Genomic DNA, 24,201 nt, shown 5'->3' on the forward strand with positions numbered 1-24,201 from the left:
AAGCGCACTAGTAAAGCATAGGGTAACTTGGTTACAATACGCGCTCTTAAAAATGCTCAATGAATGGATTTATCATGTCACTTTCTGTTGTTATTCTTGCCGCGGGTAAAGGTACTCGCATGCGCTCTTCTTTACCCAAAGTGCTCCATAACATAGCTGAAAAACCTATGGTTGCTCATGTTATCGATAGTGCTCGTCAATTAGGTGCGAGCAATATCTACCTAGTGTACGGCTTTGGCGGTGAAGTATTGCAGCAGCGTATTACCGGTGAAGACTTAACCTTTGTTGAGCAAGTAGAACAACTAGGTACCGGTCATGCCGTTGATCAAGCCTCGCCTTTTCTAAGTGATGATGAAGATGTATTAGTACTTTATGGAGATGTGCCGTTAACGAAAGTATCTACCTTAGAAAGTTTGCTGGCAGCTAAACCTGACAATGGCATGGCGCTATTAACTGTACATTTAGCTAATCCTATGGGTTATGGCCGTATTGTCCGTGAAGAAATAGCCGGACAACAACAAGTGGTCGGCATCATTGAGCAAAAAGATGCCAGTGCCGAGCAGTTAAAAATTAATGAAGCCAATACTGGTATTTTATTAGCTAACGGTGGTGACTTAAAACGTTGGTTAAGTAACTTGTCTAGCGATAATGCTCAAGGTGAATATTACTTAACGGATATTATTGCCGCCGCTCATGGCGAAGGTAAAACCATTGCTACTGCGCATCCTGAAACTGAAATTGAAGTCGAAGGCGCTAATAACCGTGTGCAACTTGCCACCTTAGAGCGTGCTTACCAAGCGCGCATTGCTGAAGAGCTTATGCTTGCTGGCGCTAGTTTACGTGACCCTGCGCGCATTGACGTTCGTGGCAAGTTAACCACAGGCACTGAAGTTAGTATCGATGTAAACTGTATTTTTGTCGGTGAAGTTACACTGGCTGATAATGTACTGGTGGGCGCTAACTGTATTATTACCAATAGTACTATTGGCGAAAATGTTGAAATTAAGCCAAACAGTATTATTGAAGATGCAATCATTGAAGCGAATTGTTCGGTGGGTCCCTTTGCCCGTATTCGTCCTGGTTCAGTGATGAAACAAGACTCGCATATTGGCAATTTTGTTGAAATGAAAAATACTACTTTAGGTGAAGGCACTAAAGCAGGTCACTTATCGTATTTAGGTAATGCCGAAATTGGTCGCAAGGTAAATATTGGCGCGGGTACTATTACTTGTAACTACGATGGTGTAAATAAATCAACTACAGTCATTGGTGATCATGCATTTATTGGCTCTAATAGTTCATTGGTAGCACCGGTAACTATTGGAAAGTCAGCAACTATAGCTGCGGGCTCGGTAATTACTAAAGAAGTAGCAGAAAGTGATTTAGCCCTTGGCCGAGCAAAACAGCGTAACCTTAGTGGTTGGCAACGTCCGGTAAAAAAGAACTAAGCCTACTTAAGCTCAGCACTCCTTACTAAAGGCGCTATTTTAGCGCTTTTTTTGTGACTTTTTTTTAAGATAAGTTATAGCTAAGTCAAAGTAAAAAATTGCATTATCTTTCGGTATGAAACATAATATCGATTATAGCGAAACTAAGTTGCGCAATTCGAAACTTTTCGAAACAAACTAATCATAGAAGTTAAAAATAAAATCCTATGTCTAAACGAAATACTCAACAACGTCGTCATAATATTATTGCCGATTTAAATGCCCAGGGTGAAGTGAGCGTAGACAGCTTAGCCAAGCAATTTGATACTTCAGAAGTCACCATCAGAAAAGATCTAGCGGCACTGGAAAACAGTGGCTTATTGTTAAGGCGCTACGGTGGCGCAGTGGCCTTGCCTAGTGAAATTACTGAAGTAAAGACTGAGCAACTGTCGCAACAAAAGTTACTCATAGCTAAAAAAGCGGCCATGCTTATTCGTGATCACAACCGCATTATCATTGATAGCGGTCAAACCACATCGGCTTTAGTCAGTGAGTTAGCCCATAAAAAAGGTTTAGTGGTAATGACCAATGCTTTGAGCATTGCTAACGAAATTCACGCCTTAGAAAATGAGCCGACATTATTGATGACCGGTGGTACTTGGGATGCTAATTCAGAGGCGTTTCAAGGGCAAGTTGCCGAGCAAGTATTACGCTCTTATGATTTTGACCAACTGTTTATTGGTGCCGACGGTATTGATATTAACCGTGGTACTACTACTTTTAATGAATTAATCGGCTTAAGCCGTGTTATGGCTGAAGTGGCTCGCGAAGTCATCGTGATGGTTGAATCGGCCAAAATAAGCAAGAAAATCCCTAATTTAGAACTAAACTGGCAGCAAATTCATACAGTGATCACCGATGATGGTCTCTCAGAAGAAATGCGCATAGCCTTAACGGAGCAAGGCGTAAAATTAATTATCGCCAAGGGCTAACTTAAACAAGCTATTCAAGTTAGTTAAGCTCAAAATAATCAAATATGAACAATGAAAAGGAATCAATATTATGTGTGGCATAGTCGGCGCAGTAGCCCAACGCGATGTAGCAGATATTTTAGTAGAAGGTTTAAAGCGATTAGAGTATCGCGGTTATGATTCTGCTGGTGTAGCGGTGATCAATAATAACAAACTTTTTACCACCAAACGTTTAGGTAAAGTACAAGAGCTTGACCAAGCGCTTACCGAAACTCCGTTAGCTGGTGGCACAGGTATAGCTCATACTCGCTGGGCCACTCATGGTGCACCAAGTGAAGTGAACGCTCACCCACATGTATCAAATAATACTATCGCGGTAGTACATAACGGCATTATTGAGAACCATCAAGCTTTACGTACCCAGCTGCAAGGCTTAGGTTACGAATTTTTATCGCAAACCGATACTGAAGTGATTACTCACTTGGTTCATCATGAACTAAAAACCAGTGCTAGTTTACTCGAAGCCGTACAAAAAACGGTTAAACAACTTGAAGGTGCTTACGGCACAGTTGTTATGGATAGTCGCGACCAAGACAATCTTATTGTTGCTCGTTCAGGTAGCCCATTAGTGATTGGTTATGGTTTAGGCGAGAATTTTATTGCCTCTGATATCATGGCTTTATTGCCAGTAACTCGTAAATTCTCTTACCTTGAAGAAGGTGATGTCGCGCAAATTAGTCGCTTTGACGTGAAAATTTATGATATTGATGGTAAACCAGTAGTACGTGAAGCGAAAGAAGTTAGCGTATCCCACGATAGTGGTGACAAAGGTGAATACCGTCACTACATGCTAAAAGAAACGTACGAGCAACCGACTGCTATTCGTAATGCCTTAGAAGGCCGAGTCGTTGGTGGCGGTATAGATATCAATACCTTTGGCGAAGGCGCTGACGAGATATTTAAAAACGTAGAACATATACAAATTATTGCTTGTGGTACCAGCTACCATTCAGGCATGGTAGCAAGATATTGGTTAGAAGAATTGGCCGGTGTTTCATGTAATATTGAAATTGCCAGTGAATTTAGATACCGTAAATCGTTTGTGCCAAAAAACGCTCTATTAGTTACCATTTCACAATCAGGTGAAACCGCAGATACCTTAGCTGCGTTACGTTTAGCGAAAGAGATTGGCTATCAATCAAGCTTAGTTATTTGTAATGTGCCGGGCTCATCATTAGTACGTGAATCTGACCTAGCCTTTATGACTAAAGCGGGCGTTGAAATTGGCGTAGCTTCAACGAAAGCTTTCACTACACAACTTGTTGGCTTATTAATGATGACCGTAGCCATTGGCCAACATCATGGTATGACTAAAGAAAAACAAGCCGAAATTTGCCAATCATTAATGTCATTACCGGCAAAACTTGATGAAGTATTAGCACTTGCCTCTTCAATTGAAGACTTAGCCGAAGACTTTGCCGATAAAAATCATGCACTATTTTTAGGCCGTGGTGATCAATACCCAATAGCTATGGAAGGTGCCTTGAAGCTGAAAGAGATTTCATATATTCATGCTGAAGCCTATGCTGCTGGCGAACTTAAACATGGTCCATTAGCGCTTATTGATGCTGAAATGCCGGTAATTGTCGTAGCGCCAAAAAATGATTTAATTGAGAAACTTAAATCAAACGTTGAAGAAGTACGTGCCCGTGGCGGCTTAATGTATGTCTTCGCTGATAGCGATGCTAACTTCGCTAGCGATGACACCATGAAAGTGATTGATGTGCCAGTGTGTGATGACATTATCGCGCCAATCGTTTACACCTTACCTTTACAGCTACTTTCTTATTATGTAGCCATAATCAAAGGTACTGATGTTGACCAACCTCGTAATTTAGCAAAATCAGTTACTGTTGAATAAGCCATTTAAATGAAATGGTGACCTATTAGTTGCTATTTTTGGCTGCTAAATAAAGCTGGCATCATCTCAGCTTGAACTAAAGCGACTTACTCTTTGAGTAGTCGCTTTTTTATTGCCTTGCTCGAAGAGATTACTTTCAAAAGGACTTAGTTAGTAACCTTTAATATGTACACTTAAGTTTTATTATTTAATTGCTAGTAGCTCAATAAATGGTTAAATTTAAGCAAATATTTTGCATTGCAACCGCTGGTTGACAAAATAACAACCGAGCTTGCTAGTCTGCAACTACTGATTTTCCTATGCTTGGCACTCATTTAACAGGGTAGAGTAAACTATATGATATTAGCAGATAAGATTATCAAATTAAGAAAGCAATCATGTTGGTCGCAGGAAGAACTGGCTGAGAAGATGAATATTTCGAGACAGTCTGTCTCGAAATGGGAAAGTACAAATAGCATACCTGATTTAAATAAAATAATTATGTTAGCGGATATTTTTGACGTTACCACTGACTTTTTACTGAAAGATGAATACGAAACTTTTGATGCTGTAACTGAAAGTAAAGAGCCGAGCGTTACTCAAATTACTTTAGAGCAGGCACTAAAATATGTAGAAAATAAAATTGATGCTTCTAACTTAGTTACTAAGGGAGTGATGTTTTGTTTATGCTCAGTAGTGCCACTATTTTTCTTTTTAGCCATGGCTGGAACAAATAAATTAAACATGACTGATGATGTGGCTGCAGGACTTGGTGTATTAAGTATATTGATAATGGTTTCTATAGGCGTTAGTTATTTTATCAAAACTAACCAATATGAGAGTGGCATAGCAACAATAGATAGTGAACCATTTGAACTAGCTTATGGTGTTCATAGTGTGATTCAAGAAAAATTACAAAAGTTTTTACCTCGCTATAACTTAAGGTTATCAATAGCTATATTCTTGTTTATCGTCAGTATTATGCCGTTAATTTTTGCTAATATGTTTTTTGAAGGCGAAGAAATTACTTTTATGATGCTGATTATACTTCTTTTCATCATAGCTACAGGAATCTATATTTTGATCCCTGTTTCTGCTAGATATGATGCTTATAATAATATTCTCAAAGATAACTTTGTCACAGAAAAAAGTAAACGAGAAAAACGCACAGAAAAACTAGCGGCATTCTATTGGCCGTTGCTAACAGCCATATTCCTTGGCTGGAGTTTATGGACCATGAATTGGGGAGTTACCTGGATCATCTGGCCTGTAGGGGCGGTACTTTTTGCAGCATTAGTGGGGTTAATGGAGTTAATGGAGAAAGAAGAGCCTTAACAGGGGATCATTCTTATTCACATGCAAATAAATTAAGGTAAAGCTCGCCAAAAAACTTATCTAAACAGTTATACCCGTTACCCATCAAAGAAGCGCTTGCATGGTAGCGGGTATATCTATGATAAATAAAAAGCGACTAACTCTTTGAGTAGTCGCTTTTTTTAGATGTTTATCAAGAGTGCACTTGTTCAACATGCCAATGTGATAAACGAGAGAGTGACATAGCCAGCAACAATACACTCGCACCGCCACCAATCATTAACGCACTAGCATAAGGTGCACTTAAATCAGTTTGTTGTATTAAGGCAGTCAATAAGGCAGCGCCACCCATTTGAATACAGCCCAAAATAGCGGTTGCAGTACCAGCTCGTTGGCCAAAGCCACTTAAAGCCATACTTGTTGCCGGACCTAATAGTAAAGCAAAACCAATACATAATAATATCATTGGTAACATAAAATATAGCGCAGCAGTTAAAGAGCTTTCAACGGGAAGTTGTTGCAAAATTAGTTGCAAAACAGCTGAAGCTATCATCAACCATAAAGCGCATAAAACAGTTGGTCGGTTACCTAACTTTTTAATCACCTTAGGCGCAATAAAACAGGCGGCAATATTAATTAAGGCATTAAAACCAAATAAATAACTAAAACTGAGTTCCGCGATGCCTAAATGTTTAATCACCCAGCCAGGTGAATAAGAAACATAAGTTAAAATTGATGCCATGGCGACCATGCAACACACAGCATAAAATACAAAGTGACTGTTTGCTAACATAGGTTGATAAGATGCCCAGCGATACAAGGCTTTAGTTGTCACCGTTGTTTTAGGACGTGTTTCAGGTAATTTCAGCACGACAATTATCAGCACTAAAATCGCATAGAGCATCATAAATATGAATGTTGAACGCCAGCCAAATTGTAATGCTAATAACCCACCTAATGTTGGCGCTAGTGCAGGAATCACACAAATAAGACCATTTAAATAACTATAATAATAGGCACTTTCTTTAGCAGGAAAAGTATCTCGAACAGCACTAAATACCACGATGGATGTTGCACATGCGGCTAGACCTTGAAGGATTCTTGCTAGCTGTAAATGTTGAAAGTCACTAACATTAGCGGCAAGTAAGCTGCTTAATATATATAAAATAATGCCAAATAAAGCGATGGGTTTTCGCCCGAATCGATCCGCTAATGGGCCAACTAAAATTTGGCCAATACCCATCGCCAGCATAAACAGAACGATTGTTGATTGTATTTCGGTATTTGAAACACCAAACTCATCAGCCATAACAGGCATTGAAGGTAAATAAATGTCGATGGCAAGTGGCGACAAGACCACCATGATCATTAAAATAGGTAATAAGCTTAATCTCACTTGTTACTCCTGAGTGCAAAGAAGCACAGTGTAATCCAAGCATGATATGAATAGAAATGGTATATTTTCAGAAGAGAATTTCCTTGGAGGAATATCTATGAAAATTGAGAGTCTTACACGTATAGACTTAAACCTTTTAGTTATCTTACAAGTACTATTAGAAGAGCAAAGCGTCACCAGAGCCGCACATCGTTTAAATGTAAGTCAATCAGCGTTGAGTAAAAGCCTAGCTCGGTTAAGAAGCAGTTTGAATGACCCACTTTTTAGCCGAACAGCTTATGGCTTAAAACCTACAGCTCACGCACTGCAAATAAAACAGCAGTTACCCAATTTACTACAACATATATATCAACTTACTCAAGCGCCCAGTTTTGAACCCAAAACGAGCAATCGACGCTTTTCAATTAGTATGTTAGAAAGTGCTTATGCGGCCTTACTGCCCAGTTACATTGGTCCAGTGTTACAGCAGGCCCCTAATATATGTTTAGACACTTTAAGCTGGTCAAAAAATTCTATACAAGAGTTACAACAAGGAAGTATCGACTTTGGCATTACAGCGCTAGAATTATCCGATGATGGTACTTTAAATCTTGATAAGTTAGCTGATGATATTGATTACTCACTATTGCTGAACGACCAACATGTTTGCCTAGTTAATGATAGGCATCCGGTATTAGCAGACGTTGAAAAAAACGTGTGGAGTATGGAAAGCTATTTAGCGCACAACCACCTGCAAGTACGTTGTGAAGGCAAAGAATGGTGGGAACTAGACTATTTTTTAGCATCGCAAAACAAACAACGGAATATCATTTGCACACTGCCTGATTTTTACGGAGCCGCAAGTGTTTGTGCACATAGCGATCTTATTTTCACTTTACCCTCGAGTTTTGTTAGTCATGCCCAAAAACTCTACCCGTTAAAAGAAATCTCTTTGCCAATTGATTTTTCTCGGATTGCCTATGTTTTATTGTGGCATCAGAGGAATAATGAGGAGCCGGGTCATAAATGGCTACGAGATATGATATGCAAGAGTATTAACAAACATAATTAAGGCTCTACGTACCTATCAATGGTTCTTATTCTGTTACAGCTGATACCAAGACGGAATTTAATAAGCGACTTATTTTTTGAGTCGTCGCTTTTTTATATTTTCTTGTCGTGATTATGGTTGCTAAATACCTAAACAGCCCAGAATACACAGTAAAACAAAATGCAGATATGCAAAGTGCACAGATTGCAGCGTAAAATTTTAAGCTCTATGTACTGCTGGTCTCGAACATGATACCTGAGCTTTGCCAGATAAAATAGCAATCTGGGTTCATATTAGTCATGGTGGCAACTTCATAATTTTCACCTTGAAGATATAGATAAAACTAAAGTCAGTTGTGCTGAAATGTAATGATATTAAGTAGGGATATTTTATCGGCTAAAAATGTTTTACAATCCTAAATCTTTACTTACAGCTATTCGATGTTGCAGCTGCTAAGTTTGAGTAGGCGAACTTTTCTTAATTACCAACAACCTAGTGCAAGTTAGGAAGTCCATTCAACCATTTTTCCCTTGGTGGAAAATTACAGGCAATAAAGAAATAACTATGCAAAAATATTTTATTACCCCTATTAAGAAACGGTCATTTTTAAGCGTTTTTCTTCGCACCAAACCACAATATGCGGTAATCAAATTGACCTGTTGCTTCTTAGCTTTTATTTCTGCAAACAGTGTTGCCAACACAGTTGCAAATACCGTTATTAGCGCCACTGAGCAAGTTAAAAAAGTTGAGGTGCCGCGTTTATGGCAATTGGTTGATTATTACGATGTAAACCATCCTGTTATAGGCAGAAAAGGCATGGTGGTTAGCCAAAAACGCATCGCCAGTGAAGTGGGTGCGGATATTCTCCGCCGAGGTGGTAATGCTATTGATGCAGCGGTAGCTGTTGGTTTTGCTTTAACTGTGGTCTTGCCACGAGCAGGGAATTTAGCCGGTGGTGGCTTTATGCTTGTGCACTTAGCTGAGCAAGATAAAACCATTGCCATTGATTATCGAGAGACCGCTCCATCATCAGCATACCGAGATGTTTTCCTTGATGTACAGGGCAATCCGGTAGTAAATAAATCACTAAAAACATTATCAGCATCAGGCGTACCTGGTACAGTCGCGGGCTTGTATTATGCCCTTGAACACTATGGTTCAATGTCTTGGTCTGAAGTAATAAAACCGGCAGAAAAATTAGCTAGAAATGGCGTGGTTGTTGATGATGATATGGCGCGATTTTTTTATAAAGACCAAATATTTCTTTCACGTACTGCAGAAACATGCCGAGTATTTTTAAAAGAAAACTGCCTACCTTATCAAGCGGGTGATCTTTTTATCCAAGAAGATCTTGCCAATAGCTTAGCTTACTTGCGAGAGCACGGTAAAGCGGGCTTTTACCAAGGTGAGATTGCCAAAAAAATGGTTGCGATAATGGAGCAGGGTGATGGTCTTATTACCGCTAAAGACCTAGCGGATTATACCGTGAAAGAAGAAGCGCCTATTCGTGGTACCTTTAATGGCTATGAAATTTTAACCATGCCGCCGCCAAGCTCTGGTGGTGTTCATCTGATTCAAATGTTAAATATGCTGGAAGCACTTAACTTAGACAATATTCAGCAAGGCTCTGCCGCCATGATCCATCTGCAAACTGAAATTTTTAAGCGTGCTTTTGCCGACCGGAGTACCTTTTTAGGTGACCCTGATTTTGTGCAAGTGCCAAGTAAGGGCTTAACCAGTAAAAAATACGCCCAAGATTTAAGTAAAAGTATTAAGCGTAATAAAATCACCCCTTCAACAGACATTAAAGCTGGTGAGCCAAGTAAATATGAAAGCCCTGATACTACGCATTTTTCTGTCATGGATGCTGCGGGTAATGTAGTCAGTAATACTTATACCTTAAATCATAATTACGGTAGTGGTATTACTATTCCTGGCACAGGCATTTTACTTAATAACACCATGGATGATTTTTCACTAAAACCGGGTAGTCCAAATAGTTATGGCCTAATTGGTGGTAAAGCTAATGCTATTGCGGCAAACAAACGCCCGCTAAGTTCAATGACGCCAACGATAGTGTTAAAAGATGGTAAACCTTATATTGCTACAGGCACTCCTGGCGGCAGTAAAATTATCACGGCAGTATTTCAACAATTGGTTAATGTTTTATATTTCGAAATGAATATTGCTGAGGCGACCAATGCACCAAGGGTTCATCATCAATGGCAACCCGATATTTTATATGTGGAAAGAAATACTCCGGCAGATACCGTCGATAACTTAAAAGCGCAGGGTTATACCGTAGTCGTCTCTAGTTCATTGGGTAGCTTGCAAAGTATTATGAGACATAATGGCGTGTTTTTAGGTGCGGCAGATCCACGCAGACCCGGTGCAGCGGCTATAGCCGTTGATAGTATAAATGAGCGAGTAAAAAAGCAATGAACTTTCGCCTTAATTGGAGCCTAGCAATTGTCTAAATTGACCCCCAAACTTCATAGTTTCAGTGAATTAGCTGACATCAATGAGCTAATCATTCCTTTAAAAGCACTAGCCGATAGAGAACGTGCAGCTATTTATGGTTTGACTGGCATGGTTTATACCCCACATATAGATGACTTTATGCAAGCCAGTATAAAGAAAGCGGCAATATTGGCTTCTTTAAAAACCCAAGGGCTAATGGCATTAACCGAGGTAGAGTTAATTACAGCCGCATTAGATGGTTTACATAAGCGAGCAAGAAACAATGTGGTTGTTGAGTATGAAGGAAAGTCTTATCAACGCCGATTCTCACCGCTAAAGTTAAGCAAGTCAGGTAAAGTAGTTCGAACATGGGCAAGATATTGGCTGTTACAATTACCCAATGAAAGGGCTGACCCCAACTGGGAATCTCAGGTTAGGGAGCTTTGGCCATCCTATTTTTTAATTGGCCGTGTTGAATTGTAGGCAGCTTTGCTTGCCGCTACCTATAAAAATCAAGCCTTAAAACAAAAAAACACCGGTTATTACACCGGTGTTTTTTATTGAATTAAAAAGCTATTTGCTGATTAAGATTTCTTCTTCAAGCGACGAGAGGCTAAGCCAATCATACCTAATGCAAAGATAGCAATTGTTGAAGGCTCTGGGATTTTAGTGCCAAAGAACTCAATTTCACCTAATTGGTGGGCAGAACCACTTACTACAGAGGTAGACTGGTAACGAAAGATGCTATAGGCAGTGTTAACGTTATAATCATCAGAGTTTGAAAATTGCACTACTTCAAAGCGATCCGCTCCCCAAATAGATAGGCCTGCGACATCATAAGAAAAAATCGTAGTGTAATTAACACCATCATTTGAACCCAAGATGCTCCATTGGTCCGAATCTCTACTGGCGACATCGTTTGCTGAAGATAGCGTGAAGGTATCTAATATGTATTGGTCTGAGCCAAAATCTGCTTCAACCCAAACGGTTCCGCCGTTACAACACCATTTACCGTTGCCGCCTGAAAGTATGTTATCAAAAACATTAAATGCGTATTCTCTGCCGCCAAAACCTTGCTCGACACTTGAACGGAACGTTGCATTGTAGTTAACATTTGAATCGGCTAAACCGTCATTTTCTGGGTCAGTTAAATCACCACCAATTAATGCTTGAGTACCGGTACCAAGAATTAAACTTGCACTAGCAGGTGCAGTTAGCAAGCTCAGAGCTGTGGTTAATATAACAAGTGGCAGGAATTTCATTTTCATTTTGTATCTCTTTTAGGCATTACAATTAAATATCGGAGGGAATCAGGTAAATATTAATTTTAATATTTATAATTGTACAAAAGCACAAACCATGCCGAATTTAAAAAAGATAACTATTTCAATGGAGTGAGAGTTTAAGCCTATACAGGCAAGGTTAATATGTAAATAAACCTGACACGAGGTCACCTCGTCAACCAGTTGAATTTATTACCTTATATAAGAATGAATCAGTGATAACTAGGTGAAATAGCTGCTTTAGCCGTATAACAGCCTTCACTGTTTAAAGTGAAGATTTAATAAACTAAAAAAGTAGGTTATTCTAACTAGAGAGCAGAAACAGCCGTAAATTAATCAATTGTTTACCTTTACGCTGTTTGATATTAAATGAGCAATGACAAATAATCTCAGCGGCACTAAGCGTTTTTGATTATTGATGAGTTAAATTACATGATCCTGAGCAGAAAATTAGTAAACACTTTTATTTTCTTTATCGCCTTCGTTATTTTTCAGCATAACAGCACTGCTGCCGAATTTGTCGGTTCTAAGCAATGTCAAAGCTGCCATCAGCAAGAGTTTAAAGCTTGGCAAGGCTCACATCACGATATGGCGATGAAACATGCCGGTGAAAAATCTGTGTTGGGTGATTTCAATAATTTTTCATTCAAAAACGCTGGGGAAATAAATAAATTCTTCAAAAAAGGCCAACAGTTCTGGGTCAATATTGTCGGTCCTGACGGTAAGTTTCATGATTACCAAATAAAATATACCTTTGGCTTTGAACCACTTCAGCAATATATGGTTGAATTTGATGATGGCCGTATCCAGTTAATTCCCTTTGCTTGGGATTCCCGATCTCAACAAGACGGCGGCCAACGCTGGTTTAATTTATATCCTGAATATACCAAAAACCATCAAGATTTCTTCTGGACCAATACCGGACAAAACTGGAATTACATGTGCGCAGATTGCCACTCGACTAATGTGCAAAAGAATTTCGATGTGAAAACCAATAGCTACAAAACTACGTACAGTGAAATTAATGTTGGTTGTGAAGCTTGTCATGGCCCAGCGAGCAAACATATCGATTGGACAAAAGATAAAAAAGTAAAAAACTTTGGCTTTAGTCGTAACTTATCAAAACAAGTGAATAAATGGGTCGTTAAAGACGGCTTTGATACCCTTAAGCCCGAAAGCATTCATACTACCCAGCAAAATTTAGTGTGTGCGCAATGCCATAGTCGCCGCACCCAAATAAGCGGTAACAGTCATATTGATGGTAATGAATTTGGCGAACGTTATTTATTATCATTAATTACCAATGATAACTATTATCCGGACGGGCAGATTTATGACGAAGATTTTGTCTATGGCTCGTTTTTACAGTCTAAAATGCAAGAGAATGGCGTAGTTTGTAGCAATTGTCATGATCCACATACAGCTCAGTTAACTATGCCCGAAGAAGTGGTGTGTTTACAGTGTCATCAACCACAAGTTTACGCTCAAAAAAGTCATCATCAACATCAAGAAGACTCAACCGGTGCCCAATGTGTTAATTGTCATATGCCAGAGACTACTTACATGGGGGTAGATGACAGGCGTGACCATGGCTGGCATAAGCCTAACCCTGGTATGGCACAACAATTTGGTACCCCGGATACCTGCTTGTCTTGTCATAAAGATAAAGACAGTCAATGGAGTGGCGAGTTTGTTAACCAATGGTTTGACAAAAACACAGCTACAGATGAAGAACCTTTTGCCCCTATTTTTGCCATTGCCGATGGCGGTTATCAAAATATGGCATCACAGCTGTCTAAAATCGCTCAATCTCAGCAGTATGCCGATATTATTCGTGCTTCAGCCTTGGTGAGAATGGCTAATATTCCAGATACCAACACCTTAATAGCCATAGCCCGTAATGTTAAGCACCCAGATAGTAATGTCCGTCGTGGTGCTATTGATGGTGCCGTCAATATTAATCCTGCAGAGAAGTGGCGTATTTTATCACCGTTATTAACCGATAAAGTACTCTCGGTCAGAAGTGAGGCGGCGATGGCGTTAGTCTCTTTATGGTCGAAGTTAACGGCAGAGCAGCAACAGGCACTTAAAGCGCCACTTGCTGATTATATGGCGATTCAAGATTTTAATGCCGATAGAGGTTATGCCCATACCAATAAGGCTATTGTTTTTGGCTACCAAAATAAAATTGAGCTAGCGAACAAAGCCTATCAACAAAGTATGCGCATTGAGCCTTACTTTTCCCCCGGCTATGTCAATATGGCAGAGCTTTACCGTCGGCAAGGACAAAACCTTGAGGCGATAAATACCCTATTGCTTGGTAGTAAAGCTAACCCGTCAGATAGCAGTATTCCTTACAGTTTAGGTTTGGCTTTTATTCGCAGCAAAGAAATTCAGTTAGCACAGCAGTCCTTGTTAACCGCGGCTACTTTAGCGGCAAGCAATGCTAATTATTATTATGTCTATGCCTTATCGCTGCGCGGTGACAAAGACAAAGCAGCAGAACAGGCAATGGCCAAAGCCTATAAAATAAGTCGTAGTCCACAGCATTTGTATGCTTTATGTGAAATGCAGATAAACAATCGTTCATTTCAAGCTAAATCTTGCCTACAGGCTTTGGAAAAAATAGCACCGGCCAGCGCGGTAAATACCTTAAAAATCCAGCTGAAAGAGCAGCAGTAGTCGCTAAGTAAAATAGCGGAGGTGTGGTGTTCTTACGGTTCATTACGAGTATAACCGGCTTAGTCAGCGCTGTTGGCATGGCCGGGTTATTCGTCTATTCGGTTTAATCTAATTTATGTTGCACTGTTTCCGTATACGAGGATTTTACTGCTAAGACTTGTGGTAATTACTTTAAAAATATAGCAATTAATTTGGGGGTTCAATGTGTTGTCCCGCTTCGGCTTTAATTAAATCGACTGCAGCCTCTACCGTCCAGAATTTTTTATAAATGGTGGTGTTAACACCATAGTTACAAAAAAATATTCAGTCAGCTCTTTCTTTAAAAGGTATTTTATACAAAGGCATAGTTCATTATTGCTAAATGATGGCCTGCTACTATAGTTACTAAGATTAAATGGACTAAAGCAGTAAAAATAACAACTTAGCGACTAGGGACCAAGGAAGGGAAAATGTGTGACATAACACTCTCAGTTACCGGCAATAAAGACTTAGTAATGACAATTATGCCCGAGTTTGGGGTAGCAACTAACTTAACAGCCTTGCACACTGCTTTCGAAGTTTCCGAATTTGCCAAATATGCCCTTATCGAAGAAGCCATTGAGCAGTTATTTGCTGAGATGGACAACAACACCTTAGATCATAAGCTTAGATTTAAAAAAATAATTGCCTGTGCTCTAGACGCAAAACTCAGTGTTTTAATTAGCCCTGATAACATGTCTGCGACACTCAAATTAACAGCGGCTCAAGGCGGTAGCCCGATATGTTATAGCGACGTGGTGCAATGTTTAAAAAGTAGTGGCATTGTCAAAGGTGTTAGTAAAGAAAAAGTGCAGCGCCTGATAAACAAAGGTTTACTCACGTCAGCAGGAGATGCAACGTCAATGGAGATTGCCCAAGGAGGAAGCTGTGAACCTGGTGTTGATGGCTTTATAGATTACTTGGTTGAAGACCCTATCAATAAGGTTTTATCTCCAAAAGAAGGAGCTAATGGCAAAGTAGATATGCGCGATCTAGGTGGAGTAATTTATGTCACCCAAGGTACTAAGTTGGCTAAGTTAATACCACCAACAGTTGGGATAGATGGCTTTACCATCACCGGAAATATTATAAAAGCAAAGCCGGGCAAGGAAGGCTTTATCGAAGAAGCGGAAGGCTCACATTTTATTGATGAAGGGAAAACTACCTTAGTAGCGAATAAGAGTGGCATGCCTAAACACCTGGACAAAAGCGTTGCTGTTAACAATTTACTTGAAATTGAAAATATTGATGTTAGTACCGGTAATATTCGCTTTGATGGTGCTATTTTTGTAAAAGGAGATGTTTGTGAAAAGATGCAGCTCTTTGCCACGGGAGATATCATCATTGGCGGTTGTGTTGAATCTGCTCAGGTTAAATCCAAGGGGGATATATGTATCAATCAAGGGATTATTGGCCATCAAACCGTAGGTGATAATGGTGAGCCCGAAAATAGTACCACTATTCATGCCAAAGGCGGTATAAGTGCCCAATTTGTCCAATATACCGACATGGTCTCACAGGGTAAAATTTCGATTGTCCAGTACATCTCTCATTGCCAAATAATTGTTGAGGGCGAACTTTGGGTTGGCGATAGAAGCAAAACTATTGCTGATGGAAAATTATTTGGTTCCTATATTCAATCAGGCGGATCTATTTTTGTCGGGACTTTAGGCTCTCCTTGTGGCGATACCACAAGTATTGATTTAAATTACTGGAGTGAGAAATTAACTGAATTGAAACATAACACTCAAGAAAAAGTTGAGCTCATACTTACCAGAAGTGGCAAGATTAGTACGTTAATCAAAAAGCTTACCAATGAAAATAGTAAAGATGAGGCGTTATTACTACGACTAGATAACTCATTAAAACAACATTTCGCGCTATTATTGCAGTTCAATACCAATATAATGCGCAATGAAATTAAAGCTGCCACTCACCTAGATGAATTAAGCATATCAGCATATCAAGGTATTCTCACAGGCGTTGATATTACCATTGCCGATAGTAGTCATTGTCTGAAGCGAGATCATGATGCTACTAGCGTTTACTGGCGCAACAAAAAAATAGCGCTAGAGCCCATAGTTACCCATGCCGTAGAGCTAGAAGAGCGGCACTAAAACAAAGCAGAAAATTCTTCAATAGATTATCGCGATAAAATGCAAATTCATATTCAATCACTTTAACTACCTTCCAACGCTTGCTTATACTCGCTAGCTTCTTTATTAAGCGCGAAATAAAATGTCGTTAATCAGGTCTTATGGGTACTTATCATTTTAACCGTGGAACCTTATGAAGCCACTACACATGACCACTGCTTTACTCTTACTTGCTATTTCTACTGCGCTATTAGGTTTCAGTATCTTGCTATTGGGTCCTCATAAACATATTGCTTTAACCACTGACTTTTATCTGATTAGCGATTTGTTACCAGCAAAAATATTTAACCTGTTCGCAGCACTGGTTTTTATTGCCAATGCAGTTTTGGCTTTTTTATCGATAAAACAAAGTAACTTGCGGCCTATTTTAGGATACCTACTGATTGCGACAAGCCTAGTGCCTTTAGGTTCACTACTGAGTGAGTCTATGTGGATAGCTTCCATGGGTGGATTTCCAGTTATCGGCTCTGGTCAAGGTGTCATCAAATACTTTGCTTTATTAGCCATAGGAATACTCCTTATCAAGCGTACACTTTCTCCTTTGTTATCCGTCTGGGTTAGCATTATTCCGGTACTGCTGGTTTTGTTGTGGATTGGTGGTATGAAGTTCACCTTATTCGAAGCGCAAGGTATAGAAGCTTTGGTAAAAAGCTCGCCGTTTATGGGCTGGTTGTATAATTTCTTCACCATTCAAACAACATCAAATATCATCGGCGTATATGATTTAATTGCCGTAGCATTGTTAATTTTAGCGATATATTATAGAAAATTAATTTACCCCGCAGTGTTGATGTCAGGCATGGTATTTGTGGTAACTCAGAGCTTTTTAGTGACTTTTTCGGCTTCATTATCAAGTGAAACATTACTTTCAACCACCGGTCATTTTCTTATTAAAGATCTGTGGTTTTTGGTATGCTTGTGCTTTTATTATTCAGCTTTAAAGCCCTTAGCACCAATTGCGGCATCACCTAAAGGAATGACAGATGAAACGTAAACACTACCTAGCTAATATTTACTGCGGAAAAGTAGCACAAAAATACGGCATTGAAACCGCCATCGACAAGCAGCTAGCTAGTACTAGTCTGTATTTATCTGTTGAAGGTTTAGCGGGTGATGAATGCGCCGATAAAGATTATCATGGTGGCCTTGATCGCGCGTTACATCAATATCCGCTAGAGCACTATGCATATTGGCAGGAAAAATATGCTAACCGTGCTGTTGATAAAGCTAATTGGCAAGCTCCCGGCATGGGAGAAAACCTCAGCTCAACCGGGATGACTGAAGACACTGTCTGTTTAGGTGACCGATATCAGTGGGGCGAAGCCATTATCGAGGTTAGTCAGCCGCGCTCTCCTTGTTTTAAACTTAATAAACGTTGGGATATAGAGACTTTCTCGGTCGATATGCAGGAGCTTAGCCGTTGTGGTTGGTTGTATCGCGTTATTCGACCTGGCATGGTGAATGTTGATGAACCATTGGAATTAATTGCCAGAGTTAGCAATGCTATGACCATACGCGAAGTATGTAAGGCTTTTTTTGGAGACCCGCTTAATGAAGACGGTTTATTACAATTAAGACAGCAAAGCACGCTATCTGACAGTTGGATGGATAAAGTGTCGCAACGCTTAGCGACAAAAAAAGTAGAGAACTGGAGCTTTAGGTTGTTAGGGCATAGCTAAAGTAAAAAATAACCATGACCTCTAAATTATGACCTCGAAATTATGGTCTTAATTAGCTAGGGTATATTTATTAAAAATTTCTTGATAACGACCGTCTTGCTTCATTAGTGCTATTTGTTTGACAAAGTCATCTCTAGCTTTGCTTGAATGAAATAAACAACCATTTGGGTTTGTGCCGAATAAAGCAAAGCGGTCTACTGCTATATCGCCATCAATTTCATTTTCTTTGATTAAACTTAAACGATAAAATTCGAAGATTTGCACGTCTAGTTGAATAATATCTACTCTTTCCAGAAACAGCATTTTTACTTGATTTCTTTGATCATGAGTTTCTATATAAAAAGGATTGTTAGCAGCCATTAAGTCATAAGTGCTGCCCAGTTGTTTTCGAGCCCCTTGCCATGACAATAAGCTGTACTTGCTCAATTCACTCATGTTACTAAAGCTATAGTTTCTTTTTTTAAGAGTAAAAGCATAGTTTTTATAGGCATAAACAATACCTGAAAAGTGACCTTTAAGATCTGATATGTTGATATGCTTTTGATTAATATCGCAAACAACATCTACTATTTCTGCTTGATATGATTTCACTCGCCGAGCATATGGGAAGTAAACCTTCTCTATTTCATAACCTAAGGGCTCCATTGCCTCACTAATCAGTTCTATCAAAATACCGTCGTTACTTTCAGCCATGACCCAAGGCGCAATAGTATTACCAAAGGCGACTGTTATTTTTTCAGCTAGGCAGCAGGGTGATAAAAGTAGCAATATCAATAGTGGCGGGGCAAGTTTAATAAACATGTTTTAACTGGCTGCAAGTTAATAGCTCATAGTTTGATCTTAGCTATAGTTGTCTTTTTTTCAAGTGAGAAAAAAACACTTATTCACATCATAACGAATAGATGAAATCACGATAAAGTAGTTAAACTCGACAATAGCAGCCCTTTGCTTCTTTAATTATGATGTTAGCTTTATAACCTTTAACAAAGTTATTTAACATGGTCTGTGCATAGCCGGAAGTTTTCGAACAAGCTAAGCCTTGTCCATAAGGACCAAAGTAAATAACCTCGCCGAGCAGGTCAATAATAGCGACCGATGGTGTCGCGGGAATAAAATTGTGTTCATTAATAACAACCTCGATGATAGAGAAATCATTAGCTGTCGCTATTTTATTGATATCCTCAATATGCGCGGCACTGTATTGCTGACAATCACAATCTGGCGTAGAAAAATGTAGCACTGTATTGCCTTTACCTGGTAGCACAGACTCTACATAGGGTTTTAAAGCAGTGGCAAGCTGTAGATGGCCAATGCCCGCCAACTTACTTTCCAAATCAAAACTTACTAGTTTTTCGCTTACCAAGTAAACAAAGGCAGCGACCGTAAAACTTAGCCAAACAATGACGATAACCAGATGTAGCTTAGTTAGTTGCGGCTTGGTTAGACGATTACTTGAAACGAGCAATATTACTTTCCATTTCACTTGCCGTTTGGCTGACCTTAATTGATTCTTGGCCTAGCATTGCCACTTTTTCAATATCAAGCTGAACGGTACTTCGTAAACTCTCAGCACTTTTAGCAATATCATCCGTTGTTGTTGCTTGTTGTTCAACGGCCGCAGCAACATTGATCGAAATAGCGCTAGCTTGCTCAACCAAACTAGAGGCTTGGGTTATTTGCTCTTGCGCTTTATCGGCACTTTCAATAACAGAACGAACAATCTCTATACTGCTGGTCATTGAGTTGGTTGCTAACTTAGAATAATTTTGTAGCAAAGATAAGGTCGCACCAATTTTATCGGTACTTTCTTTGGTGCGATTAGCTAAGGCCCGTACTTCATCAGCGACCACAGCAAAACCTCGACCTTGCTCTCCTGCTCTTGCTGCTTCAATGGCAGCATTTAACGCTAACAAGTTAGTTTGATCGGCAATACTGGTAATTTCAGTTAATACATTTGAAATAGCCTCGGTAGAGTTAGCAAGCTCAGAGACTTGCTTATTAGTATCTTCTAAGGCAGAGGTTAGGCTACTGTTTTGCTCGTTGATTTTAAATATTTCTTCATGGGTCGCTTGGGTGTAATTATTTGCTTCCTGCATTTGATCACTTAATTGACTGGTTTCTTCTGCTATTGAGGCAACGGTTACTGCCATCTCTTCAGCGGATGTAGCAATAACATCAGTTTCTTGTTGACGTTGTGCTGAAGAGCTTTCTAGGTCAGTTTTAGTCGTCATCAAATTATTAGAGTTAGTATTAAGTTCAATAACTTGCTCTTTTACGCCACTAACAACATGATGGAGCAGAGCTAATAATTCGTTAAATGAGAGTAAGGTACTATTCTTGCCTGCCGCTGTTGTTATGCTCAAGTCTATGGCATTTATATCCGATGCTATTTCCGTTGCTACCCTCGATAGCTCTTCTCCGGCCTTACTTTCTTCGGCCATGGTTTTTGCAATGTAGCCGGCAACAAAAGCTTCGACGATAGCGTAAACCGCATGAATTATTACTGTGGTAAATAGCAGCCTATCTTGATCAAATATGAATACACCAACATCATTGATTTGTAGAAAATAAAAGGAAATGTGGTGTACGGCGACAACCATAATTGCGGTAATAAATACCCGCCAATCTTGGTAAATAATTAACACCGCCATCAAGATAAATATTTCAAAATGCACCTCAATTAAACCGTTTGCTTGATGGATATGAAGCGCAGCAAATATCATGGTGCCGAGTGCCGACACATGTCTGGTGATTACTGACTGGGGAGCGGTGCGATTGAAATATAGCGGCACCAGCAATGCTGGTATACCGATAACAAAAGCAGACAGGTATGAATCAAAAAGTACTGCTAACAATAAACTCTCAGCAAATAATGCACTAAAAATATAGGTAAATAATTGATTGGTTTTATTCATGATTTCTCAACTATTATCGACGTTGTTTAAATTAGTTAAATTATAGTTGAGAATGGCAATGTTAGATTATTCGCAACCAGCTGTCTTGTTTACTATTACAAGGCTTCACGAATAAAGAACAGCTCATCGGCGGCGATTAAAAGAATATTGTTCATAAAAACTAATTATATAGAGGTGTTTGTTGGGTTAGCATCTGTGACCCAACTTTTTTTTATGCATCTAGATGATCGACAGCCTCAGCACTATTTTAACGGGCATTACTCTTAACTACCTTAGCTTGTTCTTTTTAACCACCTTCACCTCAATCATTGCCGGAGTGTTTGGCCTAGGTGGCGGTTTAATTTTAGCGGTAACGCTGCCATGGTTTGTGCCAGTCAACGCGGTAGTACCCATTCACGGTACCACTCAGCTAGCTAGCAATGTTTCGCGCTTAATGATGTCCTATCAACATGTGGTGTGGTCACTGGTACCTCAATTTGTCATCGGCTCGCTGGCGGGAGTTGCCTTATTTTCATTAGTACTGACTAATTTATCAAGCCAGTATATCCCGGTGATTATAGCGATCTATTTATTATTGAGTTTGTGGGTCAAGTCGGTTGATAGATTGCTCAGTAAGATTGAAAGCTTCTATTTGGTGGGCATGTTGCAAACGGGATTAGGCCTGGTGGTTGGCGCGCCGGGTCCTTTAACGGTAACCCTGCTGATGAAGAAACTTAGCCATCGAGAACAAATTATAGCGACAGCATCGTTATTAATGGTCTTGGTGAATTTTGCCAAAGTCGCCACTTATGCGACCTTAGGCTTTGTCTTTTGGGATTACTTAAGCCCTATCATCTTTGCAATTTTGGGAGCCTTTTTCGGCTCGTATATAGGTACTAAATTGCGCGGTAAAGTTGACCCCTTACGTTTTTTGCACTTGTTAAAGTGGCTATTAACTCTGCTGGCCTTACAGATCTTGATTCGCTTTAGTTTTTTCTAATCTAGGTGCGAGTAAAGCCGTAATTAAGTTCAGATGGATGATAATCATAGATCTACTTTCTTTTCAATGTGCAGCAAACTTAATAGGCGGACCTTCAGATAAAACCCAATGAAAGATCTTGTTACTATTTGAAATGCTTAAACTAAAAAAACAGCAGCTGTTCAATTGCTGTTTTTTCCTTTAAGCATTAGGATAGTTTTCATAAATTTTATTAGAAGGATCTTTCATGGGTACTATTTCAACCTTGGCGGCTTTATCTTTATATGCCATCACGTTACCTCTACTTGCTAAACCGAGTAATGAGGCCTTTGTTGAGAAAATAGAAACTGTTTTTGCCAATAAGTTTGCGCCCAATGCGCCAGGCTGTTCGGTAGGTGTTATACAAGACAATCAATTGATTTTTTCCAAGGGTTACGGCTTGGCGAACTTAGAACATGACATCCCACTTTCAGCTGATTCAATTTTCAGAATGGCATCGGTTTCTAAACAATTTACTGCAACAGCTGTGTTGTTATTAGCCGATGAAGGTTTAATCGATCTGCAAGAAGATATTCGCAGCTACTTACCTGAATTAGCAGATTATGGCTCAAAAGTAACAGTGAATGCCATGTTAGGGCACTTTGCTGGCATGGGTGATTACGATATGGTCGGTGATTCATACGAGGGTAAGGCAAAAGGTCAACATAACAGTTTGAAGTCTGCCGCAGGTGGTGAATTTCGCCTAGGCAATGAAGACTATCTTTCCATTGATGAGTTTTACCAAGTCGTTAAAAAGTTACCTTTAAAACGTAAACCCGATACGAAAATGGAATACAGCAATTTTGCCTATTTTCTTTTATCTATGCTGGTTGAAGAGCAGAGTGGCATGACATTAAGAGAATATTCTGAAAAGAATATCTTCAAACCTCTAGGCATGCAGCACACCTTTTTTAGTGATGACGCCAATGAAATTGTTAAGAATAGAGCTTCAGGTTACGCACCATTAAAAGAGGGTGGTTATGAAACGAATATGACTAATCTATTTTGGGTTGGTGATGGCGGTTTACATACCAGCATCACTGAATTACTGCTTTGGGATCAACAATTCTACACACCAAAACTCGGTAAGAACCCGCAAGAGTTTCTTAAAAAAATGCTGACTCCTAATAGTAAACATGAACTAGGTGGGAAGTTGTATGCCAATGGTCAATTTGTAAAATCGATGGATAAAATGACCAAGTATTCTCATTCGGGCGGCTGGTTAGGTACTTCTACTTATTACGCAAGAATTCCTGAAGAAAAACTGTCTGTGGCTGTGCTGTGTAATGATGTTAGCCAAAGCCCTGGTAAATATAGTAATCAAATATTGGATAGTTACTTTAACTAGTCTGATTGTTATTAATCATTTTTTCAGATTTTTTTATTAAAAAGGCCAGTGTCAAAGCTGGCCTTTATTCAAATAAAGTAACCTTTGTATGGGTTAAATTTCTTTAATCATATGCAGGATTTCTGTTTCAAAACCAAGGTTTTGGTAAAAGCCCTGCGCTTTGTCGTTATGTGCAAAAACTTCTAAGTGTAATAAGCGATAACCTTGTTTTTTGGCCCATTGCTCTGCTGCTGTTATTAATGCTTTGCCAACGCCCAAACCCTGTGCTGATGGGCAGACACCAAGTAAAGGCACAGTACCGCATGCTTCTCCTGAGACATCATCTTTATGTGAGCGAGTATGAATAAAGCCAAGTGGTTCGTTGCCTTTTTCGGCAATAAAGGTCGCTTGCAGTGGTGATGAATTTGCGAATACTTCAGCAAAATAATCATCGTGCATCTTCTGCACTGCCTTATCGCTATGCCAAGGTAAACCGGCTACTTCAGCTAAACGTGGCGATAGCCCAAAAATGAACTCGCGATCAGTGTCTATTGCAGCGCGAATAGTTAAATCATTGTCCATGTTATTCCTTTAGTCATAACTACTTTTGGTTAAATGTAACCCCATTATTAATGTGTTCACACTA

At 39.5% G+C, this 24,201-nt stretch carries 19 protein-coding genes; 13 read left to right on the forward strand and 6 right to left on the reverse strand.

All coding sequences use genetic code 11. The annotated features are described in order from the left end of the window. Positions 1–74 precede the first annotated feature (74 nt). The 4 genes from glmU (at position 75) to HRT55_RS03815 (ending at position 5,633) form a co-directional block, all read left to right on the forward strand. Positions 75–1,448, forward strand: a complete 1,374-nt coding sequence (gene glmU / locus HRT55_RS03800) for a bifunctional UDP-N-acetylglucosamine diphosphorylase/glucosamine-1-phosphate N-acetyltransferase GlmU (RefSeq protein ID WP_291619046.1) — start codon at positions 75–77, stop codon at positions 1,446–1,448. 206 nt (positions 1,449–1,654) lie between these two features. Continuing rightward, positions 1,655–2,419, forward strand: coding sequence for a DeoR/GlpR family DNA-binding transcription regulator (locus tag HRT55_RS03805; RefSeq protein WP_291619048.1), 765 nt, complete (start codon positions 1,655–1,657; stop codon positions 2,417–2,419). 70 nt (positions 2,420–2,489) lie between these two features. Beyond that, positions 2,490–4,319: a glutamine--fructose-6-phosphate transaminase (isomerizing) gene (glmS, locus tag HRT55_RS03810; RefSeq protein ID WP_291619050.1), complete on the forward strand. Its 1,830-nt coding sequence runs from the start codon at positions 2,490–2,492 to the stop codon at positions 4,317–4,319. A gap of 336 nt (positions 4,320–4,655) precedes the next feature. Then, positions 4,656–5,633, forward strand: coding sequence for a helix-turn-helix transcriptional regulator (locus tag HRT55_RS03815; RefSeq protein WP_291619051.1), 978 nt, complete (start codon positions 4,656–4,658; stop codon positions 5,631–5,633). Between the two features lie 172 nt (positions 5,634–5,805). Here the strand turns inward: HRT55_RS03815 and HRT55_RS03820 are convergent, their stop codons facing one another. Further along, positions 5,806–7,008, reverse strand: a complete 1,203-nt coding sequence (locus HRT55_RS03820) for a multidrug effflux MFS transporter (RefSeq protein WP_291619052.1) — start codon at positions 7,006–7,008, stop codon at positions 5,806–5,808. 97 nt (positions 7,009–7,105) lie between these two features. Here HRT55_RS03820 and HRT55_RS03825 point away from each other — a divergent pair, with 97 nt between their 5' ends. The 3 genes from HRT55_RS03825 (at position 7,106) to HRT55_RS03835 (ending at position 10,981) form a co-directional block, all read left to right on the forward strand. Next, a complete protein-coding gene (locus tag HRT55_RS03825) occupies positions 7,106–8,059 on the forward strand; it encodes a LysR substrate-binding domain-containing protein (RefSeq protein WP_291619053.1) in 954 nt (317 codons plus the stop codon). A gap of 543 nt (positions 8,060–8,602) precedes the next feature. Then, positions 8,603–10,480, forward strand: a complete 1,878-nt coding sequence (ggt, locus tag HRT55_RS03830; protein WP_291619054.1) for a gamma-glutamyltransferase — start codon at positions 8,603–8,605, stop codon at positions 10,478–10,480. A 27-nt stretch (positions 10,481–10,507) separates the two neighbouring features. Next, positions 10,508–10,981: a hypothetical protein gene (locus HRT55_RS03835; RefSeq protein WP_291619055.1), complete on the forward strand. Its 474-nt coding sequence runs from the start codon at positions 10,508–10,510 to the stop codon at positions 10,979–10,981. Between the two features lie 101 nt (positions 10,982–11,082). Here the strand turns inward: HRT55_RS03835 and HRT55_RS03840 are convergent, their stop codons facing one another. Then, positions 11,083–11,766 (reverse strand): PEP-CTERM sorting domain-containing protein, encoded by a 684-nt coding sequence (locus tag HRT55_RS03840; RefSeq protein WP_291619056.1) that lies wholly within the window; start codon positions 11,764–11,766, stop codon positions 11,083–11,085. 447 nt (positions 11,767–12,213) lie between these two features. Here HRT55_RS03840 and HRT55_RS03845 point away from each other — a divergent pair, with 447 nt between their 5' ends. From HRT55_RS03845 to HRT55_RS03860, 4 genes are all read left to right on the forward strand, one after another. Continuing rightward, positions 12,214–14,463, forward strand: a complete 2,250-nt coding sequence (locus HRT55_RS03845; protein ID WP_291619057.1) for a multiheme c-type cytochrome — start codon at positions 12,214–12,216, stop codon at positions 14,461–14,463. Positions 14,464–14,912: 449 nt separating this feature from the next. Next, positions 14,913–16,598 (forward strand): DUF342 domain-containing protein, encoded by a 1,686-nt coding sequence (locus HRT55_RS03850; protein WP_291619058.1) that lies wholly within the window; start codon positions 14,913–14,915, stop codon positions 16,596–16,598. A 172-nt stretch (positions 16,599–16,770) separates the two neighbouring features. Then, complete coding sequence (locus tag HRT55_RS03855) at positions 16,771–17,631, forward strand: DUF417 family protein (protein ID WP_291619059.1); 861 nt, start codon at positions 16,771–16,773, stop codon at positions 17,629–17,631. After that, on the forward strand, positions 17,621–18,316 hold the full coding sequence (locus tag HRT55_RS03860; RefSeq protein WP_291619060.1) for an MOSC domain-containing protein: 696 nt from the start codon (positions 17,621–17,623) through the stop codon (positions 18,314–18,316). Before HRT55_RS03855 ends, HRT55_RS03860 begins: the two co-directional genes overlap by 11 nt. Positions 18,317–18,364: 48 nt before the next feature. On the opposite strand, the gene HRT55_RS03865 is transcribed toward HRT55_RS03860, so the two are convergent. The 3 genes from HRT55_RS03865 to HRT55_RS03875 form a co-directional block, all read right to left on the reverse strand. Next, positions 18,365–19,117 carry an ABC transporter substrate-binding protein gene (locus HRT55_RS03865; protein WP_291619061.1) on the reverse strand — a complete coding sequence of 251 codons (753 nt, stop codon included), beginning with the start codon at positions 19,115–19,117 and terminating at the stop codon, positions 18,365–18,367. Between the two features lie 121 nt (positions 19,118–19,238). Beyond that, positions 19,239–19,781, reverse strand: a complete 543-nt coding sequence (locus HRT55_RS03870; RefSeq protein WP_291619062.1) for a DUF6436 domain-containing protein — start codon at positions 19,779–19,781, stop codon at positions 19,239–19,241. Further along, positions 19,765–21,231, reverse strand: coding sequence for a methyl-accepting chemotaxis protein (locus HRT55_RS03875; RefSeq protein ID WP_291619063.1), 1,467 nt, complete (start codon positions 21,229–21,231; stop codon positions 19,765–19,767). The genes HRT55_RS03870 and HRT55_RS03875 overlap by 17 nt, the downstream gene beginning before the upstream one ends. Positions 21,232–21,454: 223 nt before the next feature. Here HRT55_RS03875 and HRT55_RS03880 point away from each other — a divergent pair, with 223 nt between their 5' ends. After that, positions 21,455–22,210, forward strand: a complete 756-nt coding sequence (locus HRT55_RS03880; RefSeq protein WP_291619064.1) for a sulfite exporter TauE/SafE family protein — start codon at positions 21,455–21,457, stop codon at positions 22,208–22,210. Positions 22,211–22,436: 226 nt separating this feature from the next. Beyond that, positions 22,437–23,576 carry a serine hydrolase gene (locus HRT55_RS03885; protein WP_291619065.1) on the forward strand — a complete coding sequence of 380 codons (1,140 nt, stop codon included), beginning with the start codon at positions 22,437–22,439 and terminating at the stop codon, positions 23,574–23,576. A 93-nt stretch (positions 23,577–23,669) separates the two neighbouring features. Here the strand turns inward: HRT55_RS03885 and HRT55_RS03890 are convergent, their stop codons facing one another. Then, entirely contained in the window at positions 23,670–24,137 is a 468-nt protein-coding gene (locus HRT55_RS03890; protein ID WP_291619066.1) for a GNAT family N-acetyltransferase, read from the reverse strand. Between the last annotated feature and the right edge of the window lie 64 nt (positions 24,138–24,201).

Origin of the sequence: Colwellia sp. (assembly GCF_013214175.1) — a bacterium.
In the GTDB taxonomy this organism is placed as follows: domain Bacteria; phylum Pseudomonadota; class Gammaproteobacteria; order Enterobacterales; family Alteromonadaceae; genus Colwellia.

Coding starts and splice junctions, on each gene's coding strand:
- glmU (WP_291619046.1), top strand. CDS start 75: ATGTCACTTTCTGTTGTTATTCTTGCCGCGGGTAAAGGTACTCGCATG.
- HRT55_RS03805 (WP_291619048.1), top strand. CDS start 1,655: ATGTCTAAACGAAATACTCAACAACGTCGTCATAATATTATTGCCGAT.
- glmS (WP_291619050.1), top strand. CDS start 2,490: ATGTGTGGCATAGTCGGCGCAGTAGCCCAACGCGATGTAGCAGATATT.
- HRT55_RS03815 (WP_291619051.1), top strand. CDS start 4,656: ATGATATTAGCAGATAAGATTATCAAATTAAGAAAGCAATCATGTTGG.
- HRT55_RS03825 (WP_291619053.1), top strand. CDS start 7,106: ATGAAAATTGAGAGTCTTACACGTATAGACTTAAACCTTTTAGTTATC.
- ggt (WP_291619054.1), top strand. CDS start 8,603: ATGCAAAAATATTTTATTACCCCTATTAAGAAACGGTCATTTTTAAGC.
- HRT55_RS03840 (WP_291619056.1), bottom strand. CDS start 11,766: ATGAAAATGAAATTCCTGCCACTTGTTATATTAACCACAGCTCTGAGC.
- HRT55_RS03845 (WP_291619057.1), top strand. CDS start 12,214: ATGATCCTGAGCAGAAAATTAGTAAACACTTTTATTTTCTTTATCGCC.
- HRT55_RS03850 (WP_291619058.1), top strand. CDS start 14,913: ATGTGTGACATAACACTCTCAGTTACCGGCAATAAAGACTTAGTAATG.
- HRT55_RS03855 (WP_291619059.1), top strand. CDS start 16,771: ATGAAGCCACTACACATGACCACTGCTTTACTCTTACTTGCTATTTCT.
- HRT55_RS03860 (WP_291619060.1), top strand. CDS start 17,621: ATGAAACGTAAACACTACCTAGCTAATATTTACTGCGGAAAAGTAGCA.
- HRT55_RS03865 (WP_291619061.1), bottom strand. CDS start 19,117: ATGTTTATTAAACTTGCCCCGCCACTATTGATATTGCTACTTTTATCA.
- HRT55_RS03875 (WP_291619063.1), bottom strand. CDS start 21,231: ATGAATAAAACCAATCAATTATTTACCTATATTTTTAGTGCATTATTT.
- HRT55_RS03880 (WP_291619064.1), top strand. CDS start 21,455: ATGATCGACAGCCTCAGCACTATTTTAACGGGCATTACTCTTAACTAC.
- HRT55_RS03885 (WP_291619065.1), top strand. CDS start 22,437: ATGGGTACTATTTCAACCTTGGCGGCTTTATCTTTATATGCCATCACG.
- HRT55_RS03890 (WP_291619066.1), bottom strand. CDS start 24,137: ATGGACAATGATTTAACTATTCGCGCTGCAATAGACACTGATCGCGAG.